This window comes from Schinkia acidoalkalinis (assembly GCF_054301215.1).
In genome coordinates, this window is sequence record NZ_CP182573.1 from 3,855,348 (window position 1) to 3,873,384 (window position 18,037).

Below are 18,037 nucleotides of genomic sequence, written 5' to 3' on the forward strand. Positions count from 1 at the left end.
TTATGAAACTTGCCAAAATGTGGCGGATTCGATATGGACAAACTGTGATTTTTGTCATAATGACCTTGTAAACAGGTATTTCTAATTATTTGAAGGGATGTGATTTACATGGCAAAACCAGAGTTGCATCAAAAGACTCAAGTAGAAGATAGTGGCACATTAAGAGGAACACTTGTAATGACTACTATTCTTGGAATCATTCTGGTCGTTACCTGGTTTGGCGTATTTAGTTTGTACATGGATCGTTAATCTAAATGTAGAAAGGAGCAATGGAAGCCATGCACATGCATAAGTATGAAAAAATTTGGCTGCTATTTGGTATTGCCGCATTACTAGTATTCACAATTACCATTGGTGTTAGTGCATTTTACATGGGAAACCAACCACCTAGCTGTCTAGTGACTGTAGATCCAGCAAAAGTCGACACGACTGCACCATTTGATCATCCAGGTCTTAAGCAGGTTGGTGACAAAGAGTATGAGCTAGTTCTTGTAGCATCTGCATTTAACTATGATGTTGGTCCTAATAAGGTTATTCAAGTTCCAGTCGGATCTAAAGTTACCTTTATAGGAACAACGAAAGACGTAGTCCATGGTTTTGAAGTTGCTGGTTCAAATGCGAACATGATGTTGGAGCCTGGTTATATTAATACAGTTGAAACTACATTTAATAAGCCTGGTAAATACACCATTGTTTGTAACGAATATTGTGGTTTAGGTCACCACTTAATGTTTGCAACTTTGGAGGTGGTTGAGTAATGAAAGCTGTAATAAGTATTGACCCAAAAGATGCTAAACTGTCAATGGCTCATTTTTACGTTGCATTTATCTCTTTATTTTTAGGTGCCACTGCCGGTTTACTACAAGTGTTAGTACGTTCTGGTAAAGTTACGCTTCCAGGTGGCATAACCTATTATCAGGTTTTAACCGTCCACGGTGTATTATTAGCGCTGGTCTTAACAACTTTCTTCATTATTGGTTTTATTTTTGCAACCCAAAGTAAGACTGCAGGAACCTACACAGACGGTGAGCGCCGCTGGGCTTGGATTGGCTATTGGATGATGACAATTGGTGTGGCAATTACGGCGACTTTCATCTTACTTGGTCAAAGTTCAGTCCTATACACAATGTATGCACCATTAATGGCTCATCCCTTACATTACGTCGGTCTTACACTTGTTGTAGTAGGTAGTTGGGTGTGCGGATTTGTAGTGTTCCATCGCCATGCGCGTTGGAAAAAAGAAAACCCTGGCCAGGTAACACCGCTTCTAAGCTTTATGGGCGTAAGTACAATGCTCATGTGGTTAGTTGCTTGTCTTGGATTAGCAACAACGGTATTGGTACAAATTATTCCATGGTCTTTAGGCCTTGTGCCAACCATCGACGTTTTAATTAGCCGTACCTTGTTCTGGTACTTCGGTCACCCATTAGTTTACTTCTGGTTATTACCTGCTTACATGGCTTGGTACGTAATCGTACCAAAAATCATCGGCGGTAAAATCTTTAGTGATGCATTAGCCCGCTTATCATTCGTTTTGTTTATTCTTTTCTCAATTCCAGTTGGATTCCACCATCAGCTTCTGGAGCCAGGAATTGATCCATTCTGGAAATACCTACAAGTTGTGTTAACATTCTTAGTCGTAATTCCTTCTTTAATGACCGCTTTTGCGTTATTTGCAACATTTGAAATGCGTGGACGTGAATTGGGAGCTACAGGTTTAATGGGTTGGTGGAAAAAATTGCCATGGAAAGATGCCCGTTTCTTTGCACCGTTCATGGGTATGGTATTCTTCGCCTTTGGTGGTGCCGGCGGATTAGTTAACGCCTCTCACCAAATGAACCAAGTTGTTCATAACACGATTTGGGTTACCGGGCACTTTCATTTAACAGTTGGTTCTGCTGTAGCTATGACATTTTTTGGGGTGGCGTTCTGGCTAGTGCCTTCTCTTACTGGGCGAACATTAACACCTAAAATGAATAAATTAGCATTGATTCAAACTTGGTTGTGGACAATCGGTATGGTGTTCATGTCAGGTGCCATGCATGCTGAAGGTTTACTTGGTGCACCACGGCGCTCAGCGTTTTCTACCTATGCAAGCAACCCTGATAGCCTAGCTTGGATACCTTACCAAATCGCCCAAGCAATTGGTGGTAGCATTTTATTCTTAGGCGCCTTGCTCATGGTCTATATTTTTATTAACCTTGCCTTTTACGCGCCAAAAGGGGAGCAAGAGTTTCCTGTTGGAGAAGTTCACGATAAGGCTGAAAAAGTACCAGCTGTTTTTGAGAACTTCAAATTATGGGTTGCCGTTACATTAGCGTTAGTAATATTTGCATACACCATTCCGTTTATCGACATGATTCAAAATGCGCCTCCAGGATCACCTGGATATACAAATGTTATTGGACGCAAATAATCATTCAAACAATGGGCCTGTTTCAAATGTCTTTTACTAGACAATTGGACAGGCTCTTTCATTTGTCGCCTTTAGGTAACCATTGCCAACACAGTAAAGTTATGATATAAGAGTAAAAGAATGGAGGGAAAGCCAATGGGAAATTTACCGAATTGTCCAGAATGTAAGTCAGAATATACATATGAGGATGGCAATCTATTTATTTGCCCAGAGTGTGCACATGAGTGGTCACAAGATGGGAAAGAAAATAGTGAGGACCAAAAAATCATTAAAGACGCGAATGGGAACGTTTTGCAAGATGGTGATACTGTAACTGTCATTAAAGACCTTAAAGTAAAAGGGACATCATTAGTTGTAAAAATAGGAACAAAAGTGAAAAATATTCGCTTAGTTGATGGCGACCATGATATTGATTGCAAGATTGATGGAATTGGAGCTATGAAATTAAAATCCGAATTTGTAAAAAAGGTATAAATGAAAAGCAGGTAGTTCACTATGAATTACCTGCTTTTTGTCCCCATATCGGCTTTTAATTAAAAAAGCCATGATACCCAATAATATAAAACAACTAATGTAAAAATCATTGTTGGTGGTATGACCACGATTGTGGTCCTTATATAATCCCACCACGTAATAACAACTTTTCCACGCTTAATAATATGCATCCACATTAGCGTTGCAAGTGTTCCAATTGGGAGAATTAAAGAGCCAACATCACTGCCAATCACACTTGCTAGGTAGGAAACTTTCAAGGAAAGCAAATCGAGATTAAGGTTGGTTAATGTAATCGTTCCAATCATTAGCGCAGGGTGATTGTTAAATAAATTGGAAAGTACAGATAAAAGTAATCCCATTAACACACTTGCATTAAGTAGGCTTCCGGAAACGAGAGGATGCATAAATCCTGTCAACCACTCTGATAAACCTATATTATTTAAACCATAAATAATCACATACATACTAAAAGCGAAAACTATGATATACCATGGTGTTTTTTTCAACATATCAACTGGTGAAATTTTTAAATAGACCCATCTCCAGCTTAAGAGAATGAGCGATCCAAGAACAGCCATTAACGGGACTGGAATTGACAAGAAGGAAGCTATAAAGAGACTGATACGGACAGCAAAAATAAAAAGCAGGACGTATAACATAAACCGCGTACGGCCCTTATCCGTAGTGGTTAAAGGATTATGCTTCAGAGGATGGTATGAAGGGAGTGATAGTCCTGTTACTTTAGTAGGGACAGTTTTAGGTAAGATTTTTTTAAAGCGAAGAAACAAGAGCCCCACTAATAAAAGCAATCCAAGTGTTGCAGGAACAAACATCATCGCTGCTTGCATATATAAACTCATTTCGACAATTTTAAGAGCAATTAGATTGACAATATTACTAACACCAATCGGTGCACTTGAGGCAGTTGCAATGAGTGCTCCCGATAGCAGATAAGGGATTTTTTCATGGTTTTTTAACCCCATATTATTTAATAACATAACAAGGATGGGGGTTGTAATTAAAATGCTGCCATCATTGTTAAAAAAAAGTGTCATGAGAAAACATAGAAGGTTAATATACCAGAATAAGCGAATACCCGATCCTTTTGCTATTTCCGCCAGTTTCTCTGCAACCCAATTAAAAAAGCCAAAGCTTTCTAGTACAATTGCCATTACGATTGTTGCTATAATAGTAATAGCTGCTCCACTAATTGTTTCGGTTATGATTCCGAGGTCGCTAATTGGTACGCTTCCGCTAATAATGACAATGAGTGCACCGATGGTTGCTGGAATTGCTTCATTAAGTCCTCTGGGCCTCCAAAAGATGAAACCAAGTGTTACGATGAATGTTAAGATCGTTATCCAAACCATTGGTTGCATATTTTTCTCCTTTCTGTATTGTTCGTTATTTCATGATATTGTTTTAAAACATTGTGACCTCCTTTGTTAGATCGTCAGCATTTGTCCCTCCCTTCCATCTATCACGCTAGTGATGTTGTACTGTAATTATATGTACCCTGAATACAGCCTGCTTTAGGTCCCATACCCGATTTTTAATAAATCCGCTTTAATCCATACAAAGATACTTATCAGTAAAAAACATGTAGCCTATGTCCCATTATTTTTCTATTGACTAGACTAATGAATATTTATACTATATTACTATACTTTTATTTGATTGCTATGAATCAGCTATTCTATAAAAAACACACTGATCTTTCCAGTGTGTTTTTGCTTTGTCCGGGAAACTAGCTGAATTGTGGGGCAAGTCAAAATTATTTTGTTATAAAAAGAGGGAAAAAGAAATGGATCATACAAACATGTTTAATACTGGGTGGGCTCCCACTTACGTAACTATTTCTTCTTTTATGTCCATTGGTCCCCAGAATTGCCAGCATTTATACTCAATGCTACACTAAAAAGCAATGAGGTAAAATTTGTTGGGTGGTGGGCGACATGATGGTCCTCATTTTCTTCTTACTTGTGTTTGTCGTCATTATGGCTAAAATTTATTATGATACCAATTGTTTTATGGTCAATAAAATCAAGTTTCATAGTAATAAAATGCCACAGGGGTCGAAATTTACAATATTGCAGATTACCGACATGCATAATAAAATGTTTCGAAACCATAATAAAGATTTAATAAAAGTTGTGAAAAATACAAAGGCAGACTTAATCGTGATTACGGGTGACCTCATTGATAGACGTACTAAAAATCTAAAGAATGTACTTCATTTCATTGAAAATCTTACATTCATTAATTCTAATCTCTTTTTTGTAGCTGGTAATCATGAGTGGGGAAATCCACTTTTTGATAAACTTTTAGAAGAGCTAAAAAAACAAAATGTAAGGGTTTTAAATAATGAAAGCACCCACATCATAGTAGGGAATACAGCTATTAACCTAGTTGGAGTAGATGACTATACAACAGGACATGGTAATTTAAAAAAAGCATTGTCCGGTATTCGTAAACAACAATATACTTTGCTCCTGTCCCATTCTCCTAGTGTGATAAAATCAATTAACAGTAACTCAGTTGATCTAATTTTAAGCGGCCATACTCATGGCGGGCAAATTAGGTTTCCGTTGTTGGGGGCGCTTATCGTACCTGACCAAGGCCTTTTTCCTAAATACGATAAAGGTCCATTTAAACTTGGTGAAAATCGTTACTTATATATTGATAGTGGGCTGGGCACAAGCAGATGGCCAATACGCTTTTTAAATCAAAGTCAGATAAGTTTCATTACAATTTTAAATGAAAATCATTGAATACTAGAAGCAAAGTTTAAGTTTAGGGAGTCGAGTTCTTTGAAACTGCATCATCTACCATCTAATTACCAAGAGTATCCAAATGGAGCAACGACCCAAAAGACGTTTGAAGCTGATTTGGCAAGTACCGAAACGACAGAACAGCTCGTTAACGATCATGAAATGGATGCTTTTTATTTTAGAGCGTTAGAAAAAAGTGGAATTAAACTGAATAAACCGCAATTAGAAGCTGTCCGGCACACACAAGGCCCGGCTTTAGTATTAGCCGGGGCTGGCAGCGGCAAAACGAGGGTTCTTGCTTCGAGAACAGGTTATTTACTATCAGTACATAAAGTCAATCCGAATAATATTCTTCTTGTTACCTTTACTAAAAAGGCAGCCGATGAAATGAAAGATAGAATTGCAAATTTGCCAGGATTAACGCCAGCTATTACACGTGGCATGATCGCAGGTACCTTTCATTCGGTATTTTTGCGTGTCATCATGAGTCAAGGATATACACAGAAACTACTTACAAGTGAAAAGCAAAAGCAAGTTGCCATTAAAATATTATTGAAGGAAATGGGCCTTCAAGATGCATACGAACCCGAGACTCTGCTTGCACTACTCTCATTTTATAAAAATAATATGACAAGGGCTAGCGATCTTCCTGAGAAGACAAGTGTTGACAAGGAGGTTAAACAAATTCTGCAAAAATATGAGCGATGGAAGGCTTCAAGACAATTCATTGATTTTGATGATATCCTTTTGGAATCTTACTTTCTATTGCGCTCCAATCCCGCTTTATTAAAATCGTTGCAAAATCGATTTCGTTATATTCTTTGCGATGAGTGGCAGGATACAAATCCGATTCAATATGAGTTAATCAAAATGATTGCCGAACCAGAAAATAATTTATTTGTCGTGGGTGATGATGACCAGACAATTTTTACTTTTAACGGGGCAGTTATAAAAAATATACTTGATTTTGATAAAGAGTATCCATCAGCTAAAAGATTTACATTAGATATTAATTATCGCTCCACGACAAGTATAGTCGGACTTGCCAATAAGACGATTTCTTATAATGAGGGACGTCATGTGAAAACGTTAAAAGCTGTACAGGCGAGCGAACAAAAACCTCTATTTATGCGACCAAGCTCAACGGATGATGAAGCAAGAATGATCATCGAGCAGATTGTAAGAGAAGTGAAGGAAGGGAAAAGAAGGTACAGTGATTATGCTATTCTCCACCGGACAATGAGCAATAGCCGCGCGATCTTTGAACAGTTGGTCATGCAAAAAATCCCTTTTGTTTCTTATAGTAAAGGCAATAATTTTTATGAGCAAGCGATTGTGAAGCCTGTTATCGATTACATGCGATTAGCGTTAAACCCGTTGGATCAACACGCTTTAGAAGGGGTTTTAACGACGCTTTACCTTAATCGTGAAAGAGTGATGGAGTATGTGCAAATGGAACAGCTCCATCAGCCGAAGAAGAAAATATATAAGCATCTGCTGAATTTGCCGTTATTAAAACCCTTTCAACAACAGCAAATTTCCGAGCGTCTCAAGCTGATTGAAAAGCTAAAAGAAATGAAACCGGTGGAGGCAATTAAAACGATTCGTAAGTTTTACGATAAATATCTGGAAGCGGATGAACGTAAAAACTTAACGATGCATAAAGAAATGTTGAAAGAAACATTGGCGGAACTTGAGTCATCTGCGAGGAAGTTTAGTAATATCGACGAATTCGTCGCTTTCATTGATCAAATCATTGAAAAAAATAAAGAAATGGAAGCTCTTCAGAAAAATCACAAGACTGATTGTGTGTCACTTATGACCATTCATCGGGCAAAAGGGCTGGAATTTCCTGTTGTATACCTCATCGGTGCATCGGAAACAATTTTGCCTCACAGTTCATCTATGGATGCTGATAAGCGGAGCGATATGATTCTTCCTCAAGATAATAATAAGAAAAAAATTGCGGAAGCGGTGGAGGAAGAACGTCGCCTTGCCTATGTCGCTGTTACTCGGGCAAAGGAAGAACTATATATAAGTTCACCAGCCTCTTATCGTGGCGAAAATGTTGACGTATCAAGATTTTTCTTAGAGCCATTTGCTGCCGAGAATAAGAGCACTGAAAAAGGAAATAAAAAAGGAGAGCGTAAGCGGCAAAGAGAAGAGGCACTAGTGTGGGATTGCACAAGTGCAGAATGCAATGCTTGGGTTCGCATTACTACTTATGAAGAAGCCCATCTAGAAGAAAGAAACTGCCCATTATGTGATTCGAAAATGGTGAAAGCGAGTAGGGTAATGTAATTCATTATGTTATTTTGTAAGGCAAAATCCTAAAGTAAGGGTTTTGTCTTTTTAGTATGCAAACTAATTATGGTAAAATTTATACATAACGAAAGTACTTTTATACATGTTGTTTTGCAAATACTAATACGATAATACAAAGATTTATTCAAAAGGAGATATTCTATGAAAACATACACTTCGAGATCTGAAGTCCCTGTTGATGAAACATGGAATTTAGAAGAGATCTATTCAGATATTAGCAAATGGGAGGAAGACTTCAGCCAAGTTGGAAAAATGACGGAAGAGCTGAAGCAATTTGATGGCGCGATTCACAATAGTAAAGATTTGTGCACGTATCTAAAAGAGCAAGAAGAATTATCTTATAAGTTTAAACACATTTATGCCTACTGCATGTTAAAAGTGGACGAAGACACAAGAGATACAAATTCACAGTCCCTACTTGACCGGGCAAAATCGCTTAGTGTTAAGATTAGTGCTGCAACATCATTTTTTATGCCGTATTTATTAAGCTTAGATGAAGAAACTCTAAAAGACTATATCGCTGAAGAAGAAGGGCTAAAGTATTTTGAAGAAGACCTGCTTGATGCTTTTCGTTACAAGCCCCATGTTCTGAGCAAGGAACAGGAAGAAATCCTATCCCAGTTGGGTGAAGCCTTGTCCGCGCCAAGCACCACGTATGGAATGATTAATAATGCTGATATCAAATTTGGGGAAGTAACTGGTGAAAATGGCGAAAAGGTGGAGCTAACAAGAGGAATGTATTCCAAACTAATCGAAGATGAAGACCGCGAAAAACGCCGTGAAGCCTACAAGTCCTATTATAAACCCTATGTAGAGTCAAAGAATACGATTGCTTCTACACTTTCAGCAGCGATAAAAAATAATGTTACATTAGCAAAAATTCGCCAATACCCATCAGCGTTAGAGAAAGCATTATTTGGCGATAAGGTTCCTAAAGAGGTATATGTTAACCTGATAAAAGCTACGAAAGACAATATCGCGTCGATGCATCAGTATACTAAAATTAGGAAAGAAAAATTACAGATCGATGAACTTCGCCAATATGATTTAAGTGTGCCACTTGTTCAAGGTGTAAAACAAGTCATTCCTTATGAAGAAGCTTTCGAAACGATGCTAAAGGCCTTAGAACCACTTGGTGAAGATTACCTAAACATTTTAAAGGAGTTTAAAAAGTCCAGGTATCTTGATGTCCGCGAAACACCTGGAAAACGGTCAGGGGCATATAATCTGGGAATTTACGGCGTTCATCCGTATATACTTTTAAACCATCAGGATGATATCGATAGTTTATTTACGCTCGTTCACGAATGCGGCCATGGGGTCCATAGTAAACTGAGCTCACAATACCAGCCGCAAATTACCGCTGGCTACAGCATATTTGTTGCAGAAGTAGCTTCAACCGTAAATGAGGTTTTATTAATAAACTATTTATTAAATAATGAAAAAGATCAAAAAGTGCGCAAATATCTTTTAAATCATTTCTTAAATCAATTTAAAGGCACATTTTTTACTCAAGTTATGTTTGCTGAATTCGAGATGAAAACACATGAAATGGCGGAAAATGGGGTGCCTCTGAATGTAGAAGTATTCAATCAAACCTACGAAGGTTTATTTAGAGAATATAATGGACCTGATATTGTGTTTGACGAGGAGGTTAAATTTGGCTGGTCACGAATCCCGCATTTTTATCGCCCATTTTATGTTTATAAATATGCGACGGGTTTTGCTTCAGCTATCCACTTGGCAACGAAAATACTGGAAGGAGACCAAAAGACGATCAATTCTTACTTGGAATTTTTAAAGAGCGGCAGCTCCGACTATCCGCTTGAATTGTTAAAGAAAACAGGTGTCGATTTAACGACGCCAACACCAATTGACAATGCATTGAAGCGATTTATGGAATTGGTCGAGGAGTTTGCAGAACTATAAGATAACGATGGACGGGGGGCTGAAAAATCAGCCCCCTGTCAGCTTATTCTATACTTGAAAATTTAGCCAAATCTGCGCGATTCCCAATCATCACAAGTAAATCTCCTTCTTGAATCGTCTGATCTGGTGAAGGGGATACAATAATATTCCCTTGGCTAATAATGGCGATGACACTTACATTATATTTGGCACGAATGTCCAGTTGTCGTAGGCTTTTCCCTGCCATTTTTACAGGAATCATAATTTCTTCGATATTATATTCCTTTGATAGCTCAATATAATTCAACATATTTGGAGTTAATAATTGATTGGCTACGCGTTCGCCCATATCTCTTTCAGGGAAAATAAGCATATCGACACCGATTTTATCCAACACATGTCCGTGCCGCTTTCCTTGACATTTTGCAATAATTTTTACAACACCTAAATCCTTTAGCAGCATACTGGTTAAGATGCTGGATTGGATATCATTGCCGATTGCGACAATGGCTACATCAAAATTGCGAATTCCAATTGATGTAAGGGCTTTTTCGTCTGTTGTATCGGCGACAACACCATGTGTAATATATTTCTCTGCGTCTTCCACTCGTTCTTCGTTAATGTCAATTCCCAGGACCTCTTGCCCTGCTTCATGGAGCCTTCGGGCAACACTAGTTCCAAACCGGCCCAGCCCAATCACTGCATACTGTTTTTTTGCCATACCAAAATTCACGTCCTTCTTAGCCAATCATGATATTTCCTTTTAGATATTTAAAAGCTTCTTGTTTTCTCCTTTTCGTAATTGCAAAAGCAAGGGTTAATGGTCCTAAGCGACCGGCAAACATTGTAAAAATAATAAGAAAACGGCCTATTGGTGAAAGCTCTGGAGTTAAGCCCATAGACAGTCCTACCGTACCAAACGCGGAAGAGGCCTCAAATAAATAGACGATAAAGTTTTGCCCATGTTCAGTGATGCTCAATAAGAACGTAATAATTGTCACAATCAAGGCACCGCTAGTGGCAACGGTTAAGGCTTTTAAAATGGTTTCGATGACAATGCGCCGCTTAAATAAAACAATATCTTCATTTCCTTTCAATTGCGCCCACACGGTTGCCATTAAAACGGCGAAAGTCGTAATTTTAATACCCCCGGCAGTGGAGCCGGAGCCACCGCCAATAAACATCAGTAGAATCGTCAGAAATAAAGTAGGGTGTGTTAAATCTGCGATTGGCAATGTATTTGCACCTGCCGTTCGAGGTGTTACTGCCTGAAATAATGCTCCCAAGGTTTTACCAAGAAAAGATAATGGTCCAATCGTTTTTTCATTCCCATATTCAAATAGGAAGATTAATATCGTTGCCCCAAGCGTTAGGATTAGTGTTGTTATTAATACGACTTTTGTGTTTACTGACAACATGCGGGTGTCACGGTATTCAAAAAGCTCATTCATTACAATAAAACCTAAGCCACCAAGGGTAATCAACGAGCAGATGGTTAGAACGACCGTCGGATCATCCACATAGCCGGTCAGGCTCCGAAACTCGCCCATTAAATCAAAGCCGGCATTATTGAAGTTAGAGATGGAATGAAAAAATCCGAAATAAATGGCTGTTCCGACCGGCATATCAAACGAAAAACGAATCGCTAAAATGATGGCGCCAATCAATTCAATCACTGCTGTGAAAATTAATATTCGTCTCGCCAATTTTACAATGCCTGCTGTGGTTACATTATTGAAAGCCTCCTTCAAGAGCAGCCTTTCTTTTAAGGAGATTTTTTTCCCTAATAACATAAAGAACAACGTGGCAAATGTCATAAAACCTAAGCCACCCACTTGGATGAGTGATAGAATAACAAGTTCACCAAACGTTGAAAATGTACTTCCGGTATCGACCACAACGAGACCTGTTACACAGGTAGCAGATGTTGCTGTAAATAAAGCATCTAAAAACGGAAGACCATTCCCATCTGCAGTCGCAATCGGAAGTGTTAAAAGACAAGTTCCAATCAAAATCACAATGGCAAAGCCGAGGACAAGAATCTTTGGTGGATCAAGATTGTTTTTTAATTTTTTCATCTTTTTCTCCTAGTTGTAAAAAATTAAACTAATTTCTCATTAAAGATATTATTTGCCTGTTTTCTCTACGTATGTAGGCATAAAAAAAGACCGTTACATGCAGGTAATCGCTATTTTTACTTTTTGTTTAAAAAACAAAAATAGCCCCCTGAAAACAGGCGGTCCGATGACCTCCCTCGCTTTAGCCGACGAAGTTAGCTGACGGGTAGGATGGCGAAAGAGTATCACATCCCTTCTGCGTGCAGAATTAACCCCAAAAGATTGGTTCCTCCGTTCTCAAAATAGAGATTAGGCCTTTTTTAAATTATGGAGAATATATTACGCCTATAGTGTAATTTTTGTAAATCCGGTAAAAGTGCGATATTTGTTCAAAATAAACCAAATTTATGCTCTTTAGACAAAATTTATAACAAAAATAATATTTTTCACAACCGTTCAAAGATTTTCTCATTTTTAAGCGTGAAACGAATAAGACTAGCTTTGAATATCGTTGATTGACGTTCAAGCTAGCCTTCGCGGTTACACTTTGTGTGGAGAATATTTTATTTTTCTAGAAACCGTGATGCCTAAACGCATGGATAGAATGATAGCAATAAAAGATAGAACAACAATTATCAAAACGACGCCGACCCAGCCGAAGCCGCTATAGAATGTACCGCTAACTGTTCCGCCAATACTTGATCCCAAATAATAGAAAAATAGGTATAATCCTGATGCTTGCGCCTTATCATGTGTAGACAATTGTCCGATCCAACCGCTGGCAATAGAATGTCCGGCAAAAAATCCATAGGTGAAGACGGCAATTCCGAAAATTTTTAACCATAAAGATGAATTTAAAGTAATACATGCACCTAACAATAAAATAACTAATGATATTTGTAAAAGTTTCTTTTTCCCGTGATGGTCCGCCAACATTCCCATCCAAGTCGAACTAAATGTACCAACTGTATAGACGATAAAAATAAATCCAACTAATGTTTGGCTTAAAGAATAGGGTGGTGCAATCAACTCAAAGCCAATATAGTTATATAATGAAACGAAGCTTCCCATTAATAAAAATCCGGTCATAAAGATATAAATAAGGCCAGGCTCTTTAAATTGAGAAAATAGAGAGGTTACCAATGGTTTTACAGCTAGCTTCCGTGGCTCGAAATGAGCTGATTTCGGCAAGATGATAAAGAAAACGATGCTGGCAAGTAAACTGACAATCCCAATGCCTGCTAAGGCCATGCGCCAACCAAATAAATCTGATAAAATGCCGCTAATAATTCGACCGGCCATACCGCCGACGGAATTGCCGCTAATATATAAACCCATGGCATATCCTAAGCTTTTTGCTTCTATTTCTTCACCTAAATAAGCCATTGCAACAGCGGGCAGCCCTGCAAGCGTAATCCCTTGTAATATTCTGCATAGAAGCAGTAAATGAAAGTTGGGGCTAAAGGCTGTTAAAATTGATAGAATCGATGAAGATAATAAAGCAAATGTCATCACGGGTTTACGACCAAATACTTCAGATAATGAACCTGCAATGAGCATGCTAATAGCTAAAGCAATAGTAGTCGAAGATAGGCTAAGACTTGATACGGCAGGTGAGAGATGAAACTCTTTACTTATTTCTGGCAGAAGTGGTTGAGTCCCCCAGAGTATTGCAAATGTATTAAATCCTCCTGCAAATAAAGCAATGTTGACCATTTTAAATGTGCGTGTCCCACGTTGTATATAATTCATGTTTACAACATACCCCTTTTAGTCGATTTCATAAACTCCTTTTACATATTCAATAAATTTTGCGGTGACGGGTGATAAATAGCTATCTTTTAGCCGTGCAATCCCAATTTTTCTCGTGCTGATAGGATGTTTGACACTGATGAGCTTTACTTTACTTTTATCAATTACTTTTACGTTAGGTACCAGTGAGACGCCAAGGCCTGCACTTACCAACCCGGAAACAGTGCCGATATCTTCCCCCTCAAATACAATATCTGGCGTAAGTCCTGCTTCTAGGCAAAAATTATGAATAATCGTTCGTAATCCATAGCCCACTTTAAAAGTGATAAATGGTTCCCCTTTGATCATGCTTAAATCCAATTCATCGTAGGCAGCGAGCGGGTGGTTTACAGATACAATCAAATACAATTCCTCTGTTAATAAGGGCTGCCAAAAAACTTCTTGGTCCTCCTGCAGTACCATTAAAAGTGCAAGATCGACACCACCGGATTTTACCTGTTTTAAAATCTCTTCGTTTGAAGCCTGGTGTAAAAGAAATTTTACATTTGGATATTTCCCGCGATAAGAACTCAAAATATCGGGAACAAAGCTAATCCCAAGTGAAGGGAGAAAGGCCAAAGAAATAGTTCCGTAATCTGGATGAACCTCATCCATGATTTCCTGCTTCCCAATTTCAATTTGTTTAATCGATTGCTCGACACGTTTTAAAAACATTTTCCCATAACGATTTAAATAAATATTTCTACCTTTACGGTCAAAAAGCTTAACGCCTAGTTCATCCTCAAGCTTGGCAATCGAACGGCTTAGTGCCGGCTGGGAAATCGATAATAGCTCCGCCGCACGAGTAATATGCTGCGTTTTCGCTACCGTTTGAAAATAATTAATTTGATGCCATTCCATAGTCATAGCCCTCATATGTTTTGAATATTTATTTTTACTTTATCATACTCCTCATTTTGTATAACTTCTAATTGTTAATATGCATGAAATTCATAACTTGTGGTTATGGATTGGATTTTTAATAAATGCGTGTGGTGTTTTGTTTTAAAATTAGTTTGATATAAAATGAATAGAATATTTTTTAGGCGGCGTATTATAGTGAGGTTGGTTTTCGTGAGGCTTAGAGAATTAATGGGGTGAAATGATTCCCATGGAGGCGAGCAATTCGGCAAAATAGGAATCAAAGGAGTGGGATGATTCCCATGGAGGCGAGTAATTTAGCATAAAGGGAATCAAATGGAGTAAAATGATTCCTAAAGAGCAAAGTTACCAAAGAGATGGATGGTATTGTGTATACATGGCACTAATTTGATCTAACAACTAATCAGGAGATAGCTGAATGAAAGAGGAAGCACATCTTTGGTTGAAAATATGGATTCCGTGCAAGTATTTTTTCTCGAATAAGTAAATATTTATTGATTGATTGATATAAGATGAGGAGTAGGACATGAAGGATTGGTTGAAGAAAAAGAAAGAAAAAATGAGGAAGAGCAGGAAAAGCAGTGATCGATACACATTTGTCGATTTTATATTTGATGTGCTGTTTTGGGTGCCTGAGTTGCTCTTATTGCCGTTTCGTATTCTATTTTGGTTAGTGCGTGGTTTGGGAAGATGGATTGAAAATATTTTTGATATTGTTTAAACGCTAAAATAGAATAGCAAATGGGAAAGCTAGATGGGTTTATAGGCAAAATAGGGAAAATGCGGACAGCAATTGTGAAAATCGTTCGTGGCATGACCTCAAAATGAGAGGATGAAGACAATAATTGTGAAAGCCTATATTGGCTTGTCTTCAAAATGAGAAAATGAAGACAGTAATTATGAAAACGGGTAGTGGCATGTCCACAAAAAGGGAAAATGCGGACAAGAACTGGGAAAGCAAGCCATGGCATGTCTGCAAAAAGGGAAAATGCGGACAAGAACTGGGAAAGCAAGCCATGGCATGTCCACAAAAAGGGAAAATGCGGACAAGAACTGGGAAAGCAAGCCATGGCATGTCCACAAAAAGGAAAAATGCGGACAAGAACTGGGAAAGCAAGCCATGGCATGTCTGCAAATAGAAAAAATGCGGACAGCAAATTTCGAAACTACCATGTGCATGTCCGCTAAACAACAAGATGTATGGTGTCCATTCTTTTTTGCTTCATAAACCGTTTTATCCGCGTAGAAAATGAGTTTAACTGGGTTTGTGTACGAAGTAGGTATAATCGTTGCTGTTCCTACACTTACAGCGAATCAAGCTTGCCTAATATTTGGAACTAAGGCTTGGTCCATTGACATTATTATTTTAATCCATTTTGTCCTTGTTCGTACTTTTCATCATGCATATAATCAACATAATCATCCGAAATCTCCCCAATATGAATCATATCTTCCCCTTGGTCGATAGCTTCTGCGGACTCAAAAAACTCCGTTGGTACGGTAAAGTCAATAAGAAGCTCGCCAGTATTACTATATATTCTTGTATATAAATCGCTCGGAACGTCCCTCATTTTTAACAGTTCTTTTAATGTAACATCCTTATTATTGATGGAAAACTTGGCTTTAATCTCATAAAGGGAAAGGGATTCTTCCATAATTTGTACTAATTCATTAAGCTCCTTGTCGGATAAATCTGCTGTATCTCCTACATCTAGAAACTTTTCTAACTGCGTATCCAGTTGTTCTGTTTGGTCAAGTTGATGTTGGTTATTTTCCTCCACCTGGCCTAAATAAGTAAAGAAACGCTCGGCTTCTTCTTCTGTGATCCCCATCTCGGATAACCCGTTTTCGACTTCTGCCATATATTTATCGTTGTTTATATAAAAGTCGACGGCTGCATCCAAATCCTCAATAAATTTATAGTCGCTCATTGCGTCGCCAAAATGATCTAAAAGATCGTTTAGCTCTTTTTCCGTTAGACTATATCTCGTCAGTAATTCCTGTACATTTTGTGGATTGATTGGTGTACCTAATACAGCCTTTAGATCTTCTATGGTATCAAAATCCTCCAAAGGAATTTCATAGTAGTCTAGATAATCCTGTAAATCCTTTTTAGTTAGGCCAATTTCCGCCAAGTATTGGTTTAATTCATTTTCTGGAGGAGCAGCAAAAGCTGTTGGATGTCCAAACAAGAATGAGAAAGAAAATAAGCACAGTAGCCATGCTTTTAAGTAGACCATAGGAAACCTCCTTTATTGTTGGTGCTTTTATAATGTTCCCTCGATAGGAAAACTTGAGGAGTGAAAATTATCGCCAAAAAAATGGGGAGGATTTCAAAATGTATAGACGCAGGTAAATAAGCAGTAATAGAAAAAATACATGAAACCTTGATTAAGAATCTATCGTATATAAAAGAAATAGGGCATATTAATTGAGGTGACCATAATGTTCGAACAATTAAATATTGAATTAAAAGAAGTAAAGGAACAAATGAGGAAGAAGGAAAAGTGGGAAGAGCGCCTACAAAACGTATTATCTACAATCAAAATCGAAGAAGAAAAAATGCAACATACAGAACAACAAGTGGAAAAAGAGCAAAAGGATGTAGAAAAACTTGAATCGTTGGGTGTAGCGAGCATTTTTTATTCTTTAATTGGTCAAAAACTTGAAAAATTAGACAAAGAAAAGCAAGAGTTAATTGCCGCCCGTTTAAAATTACAAGAAGCGGCAAAGACTGTCCATGATTTAAAGGAAGAAAGTAAAGACCTTCAACAAAAACTCGCAACAGTCGCCAATGTGGAATCTGAATATAATACTATATTGTGTAAGAAAGAAAATCACATACATACCAAAGACCCGGCTTTAAGTAAGAAACTATACGGACTTCTCGAACTTGAAGCAGATTTACATTCAAAATTAAAAGAATATGAAGAAGCTATTAGTGCAGGGAAAAAGGCAAGTTCTTCACTCAAGAAAGCTCTCCAATCACTTGATAGTGCCAAAAGCTGGTCAACCTTTGACATGCTTGGTGGTGGCATCATTTCAACGGCAATAAAACATAGTCGAATAAGTGATTCACAGGATGAAATTCATGATGCACAAAGGGAATTAAGACATTTTCAGGAAGAGTTAAAAGATGTTGAAAAGTTTTCTCAAGGTAGACTGGAAATAAGCGGTCTATTGACATTTGCGGATTATTTTTTTGATGGGATTATTATGGACTGGTTCGTACATGGTCATATACAAGAATCTTATGAACAAACCTTGAAAACTTTAAAACAAGTTGAAGAAATTCTTTCGCAATTACAAAGAAAATATCATGGTGTTAAGGAAGAAGTATGCTTAACTGAACAGAAGCGGATTTCTTTAATTGAAGGTTTGTCATAAGTTGG

General features: G+C 37.8%; 16 protein-coding genes and 1 riboswitch. Of the genes, 10 read left to right on the forward strand and 6 right to left on the reverse strand.

The features are described 5' to 3' along the window. Nucleotides 1-108 precede the first annotated feature (108 nt). The 4 genes from ACNQFZ_RS19655 to ACNQFZ_RS19670 all read left to right on the forward strand — a co-directional run bounded on the left by ACNQFZ_RS19655 (nucleotide 109) and on the right by ACNQFZ_RS19670 (nucleotide 2,890). On the forward strand, nucleotides 109-249 hold the full coding sequence (locus ACNQFZ_RS19655) for a cytochrome c oxidase subunit 2A (RefSeq protein WP_458412994.1): 141 nt from the start codon (nucleotides 109-111) through the stop codon (nucleotides 247-249). A gap of 29 nt (nucleotides 250-278) precedes the next feature. Next, complete coding sequence (locus ACNQFZ_RS19660) at nucleotides 279-758, forward strand: cytochrome c oxidase subunit II (RefSeq protein WP_458412995.1); 480 nt, start codon at nucleotides 279-281, stop codon at nucleotides 756-758. Continuing rightward, a complete protein-coding gene (locus ACNQFZ_RS19665) occupies nucleotides 758-2,416 on the forward strand; it encodes a b(o/a)3-type cytochrome-c oxidase subunit 1 (protein WP_458412996.1) in 1,659 nt (552 codons plus the stop codon). The genes ACNQFZ_RS19660 and ACNQFZ_RS19665 overlap by 1 nt, the downstream gene beginning before the upstream one ends. Nucleotides 2,417-2,551: 135 nt before the next feature. Next, complete coding sequence (locus ACNQFZ_RS19670; RefSeq protein WP_458412997.1) at nucleotides 2,552-2,890, forward strand: zinc ribbon domain-containing protein YjdM; 339 nt, start codon at nucleotides 2,552-2,554, stop codon at nucleotides 2,888-2,890. 59 nt (nucleotides 2,891-2,949) lie between these two features. Here the strand turns inward: ACNQFZ_RS19670 and ACNQFZ_RS19675 are convergent, their stop codons facing one another. After that, nucleotides 2,950-4,281 (reverse strand): arsenic transporter, encoded by a 1,332-nt coding sequence (locus tag ACNQFZ_RS19675; protein ID WP_458415450.1) that lies wholly within the window; start codon nucleotides 4,279-4,281, stop codon nucleotides 2,950-2,952. A gap of 585 nt (nucleotides 4,282-4,866) precedes the next feature. Here ACNQFZ_RS19675 and ACNQFZ_RS19680 point away from each other — a divergent pair. The 3 genes from ACNQFZ_RS19680 to pepF all read left to right on the forward strand — a co-directional run bounded on the left by ACNQFZ_RS19680 (nucleotide 4,867) and on the right by pepF (nucleotide 9,936). Then, on the forward strand, nucleotides 4,867-5,682 hold the full coding sequence (locus ACNQFZ_RS19680) for a metallophosphoesterase (RefSeq protein WP_458412998.1): 816 nt from the start codon (nucleotides 4,867-4,869) through the stop codon (nucleotides 5,680-5,682). A 39-nt stretch (nucleotides 5,683-5,721) separates the two neighbouring features. Then, complete coding sequence (locus tag ACNQFZ_RS19685) at nucleotides 5,722-7,983, forward strand: UvrD-helicase domain-containing protein (protein WP_458412999.1); 2,262 nt, start codon at nucleotides 5,722-5,724, stop codon at nucleotides 7,981-7,983. A gap of 165 nt (nucleotides 7,984-8,148) precedes the next feature. Continuing rightward, entirely contained in the window at nucleotides 8,149-9,936 is a 1,788-nt protein-coding gene (gene pepF, locus ACNQFZ_RS19690; RefSeq protein WP_458413000.1) for an oligoendopeptidase F, read from the forward strand. A gap of 43 nt (nucleotides 9,937-9,979) precedes the next feature. Here the strand turns inward: pepF and ACNQFZ_RS19695 are convergent, their stop codons facing one another. The 4 genes from ACNQFZ_RS19695 to ACNQFZ_RS19710 form a co-directional block, all read right to left on the reverse strand. Further along, entirely contained in the window at nucleotides 9,980-10,636 is a 657-nt protein-coding gene (locus tag ACNQFZ_RS19695) for a potassium channel family protein (protein WP_458415451.1), read from the reverse strand. A gap of 19 nt (nucleotides 10,637-10,655) precedes the next feature. Next, the gene (locus tag ACNQFZ_RS19700; protein WP_458413001.1) at nucleotides 10,656-11,993 is read right to left on the reverse strand and encodes a TrkH family potassium uptake protein; all 1,338 of its coding nucleotides are present in this window, start codon (nucleotides 11,991-11,993) and stop codon (nucleotides 10,656-10,658) included. A gap of 168 nt (nucleotides 11,994-12,161) precedes the next feature. Beyond that, nucleotides 12,162-12,298: riboswitch (cyclic di-AMP (ydaO/yuaA leader) on the reverse strand. Nucleotides 12,299-12,512: 214 nt separating this feature from the next. After that, a complete protein-coding gene (locus tag ACNQFZ_RS19705) occupies nucleotides 12,513-13,724 on the reverse strand; it encodes an MFS transporter (RefSeq protein ID WP_458413002.1) in 1,212 nt (403 codons plus the stop codon). Nucleotides 13,725-13,742: 18 nt separating this feature from the next. Continuing rightward, on the reverse strand, nucleotides 13,743-14,624 hold the full coding sequence (locus ACNQFZ_RS19710; RefSeq protein ID WP_458413003.1) for a LysR family transcriptional regulator: 882 nt from the start codon (nucleotides 14,622-14,624) through the stop codon (nucleotides 13,743-13,745). A 547-nt stretch (nucleotides 14,625-15,171) separates the two neighbouring features. On the opposite strand from ACNQFZ_RS19710, the gene ACNQFZ_RS19715 reads away from it, so the two are divergent. Both ACNQFZ_RS19715 and ACNQFZ_RS19720 read left to right on the forward strand, forming a co-directional pair. Beyond that, entirely contained in the window at nucleotides 15,172-15,366 is a 195-nt protein-coding gene (locus ACNQFZ_RS19715) for a hypothetical protein (protein WP_458413004.1), read from the forward strand. Between the two features lie 215 nt (nucleotides 15,367-15,581). Continuing rightward, the gene (locus ACNQFZ_RS19720; protein WP_458413005.1) at nucleotides 15,582-15,833 is read left to right on the forward strand and encodes a hypothetical protein; all 252 of its coding nucleotides are present in this window, start codon (nucleotides 15,582-15,584) and stop codon (nucleotides 15,831-15,833) included. Between the two features lie 173 nt (nucleotides 15,834-16,006). Here the strand turns inward: ACNQFZ_RS19720 and ACNQFZ_RS19725 are convergent, their stop codons facing one another. Then, nucleotides 16,007-16,885 (reverse strand): processed acidic surface protein, encoded by an 879-nt coding sequence (locus ACNQFZ_RS19725; RefSeq protein WP_458413006.1) that lies wholly within the window; start codon nucleotides 16,883-16,885, stop codon nucleotides 16,007-16,009. 205 nt (nucleotides 16,886-17,090) lie between these two features. Here ACNQFZ_RS19725 and ACNQFZ_RS19730 point away from each other — a divergent pair, with 205 nt between their 5' ends. Continuing rightward, a complete protein-coding gene (locus tag ACNQFZ_RS19730; RefSeq protein ID WP_458413007.1) occupies nucleotides 17,091-18,032 on the forward strand; it encodes a hypothetical protein in 942 nt (313 codons plus the stop codon). The last annotated feature ends 5 nt before the right edge of the window (nucleotides 18,033-18,037 follow it).

Excerpts from the sequence above, each read along its gene's own strand:
- ACNQFZ_RS19700 (WP_458413001.1), bottom strand. The coding sequence starts at position 11,993 with ATGAAAAAATTAAAAAACAATCTTGATCCACCAAAGATTCTTGTCCTC.
- pepF (WP_458413000.1), top strand. The coding sequence starts at position 8,149 with ATGAAAACATACACTTCGAGATCTGAAGTCCCTGTTGATGAAACATGG.
- ACNQFZ_RS19725 (WP_458413006.1), bottom strand. The coding sequence starts at position 16,885 with ATGGTCTACTTAAAAGCATGGCTACTGTGCTTATTTTCTTTCTCATTC.
- ACNQFZ_RS19710 (WP_458413003.1), bottom strand. The coding sequence starts at position 14,624 with ATGGAATGGCATCAAATTAATTATTTTCAAACGGTAGCGAAAACGCAG.
- ACNQFZ_RS19655 (WP_458412994.1), top strand. The coding sequence starts at position 109 with ATGGCAAAACCAGAGTTGCATCAAAAGACTCAAGTAGAAGATAGTGGC.
- ACNQFZ_RS19680 (WP_458412998.1), top strand. The coding sequence starts at position 4,867 with ATGATGGTCCTCATTTTCTTCTTACTTGTGTTTGTCGTCATTATGGCT.
- ACNQFZ_RS19675 (WP_458415450.1), bottom strand. The coding sequence starts at position 4,281 with ATGGTTTGGATAACGATCTTAACATTCATCGTAACACTTGGTTTCATC.
- ACNQFZ_RS19660 (WP_458412995.1), top strand. The coding sequence starts at position 279 with ATGCACATGCATAAGTATGAAAAAATTTGGCTGCTATTTGGTATTGCC.
- ACNQFZ_RS19665 (WP_458412996.1), top strand. The coding sequence starts at position 758 with ATGAAAGCTGTAATAAGTATTGACCCAAAAGATGCTAAACTGTCAATG.
- ACNQFZ_RS19730 (WP_458413007.1), top strand. The coding sequence starts at position 17,091 with ATGTTCGAACAATTAAATATTGAATTAAAAGAAGTAAAGGAACAAATG.
- ACNQFZ_RS19670 (WP_458412997.1), top strand. The coding sequence starts at position 2,552 with ATGGGAAATTTACCGAATTGTCCAGAATGTAAGTCAGAATATACATAT.
- ACNQFZ_RS19705 (WP_458413002.1), bottom strand. The coding sequence starts at position 13,724 with ATGAATTATATACAACGTGGGACACGCACATTTAAAATGGTCAACATT.
- ACNQFZ_RS19695 (WP_458415451.1), bottom strand. The coding sequence starts at position 10,636 with ATGGCAAAAAAACAGTATGCAGTGATTGGGCTGGGCCGGTTTGGAACT.
- ACNQFZ_RS19720 (WP_458413005.1), top strand. The coding sequence starts at position 15,582 with ATGCGGACAAGAACTGGGAAAGCAAGCCATGGCATGTCTGCAAAAAGG.
- ACNQFZ_RS19715 (WP_458413004.1), top strand. The coding sequence starts at position 15,172 with ATGAAGGATTGGTTGAAGAAAAAGAAAGAAAAAATGAGGAAGAGCAGG.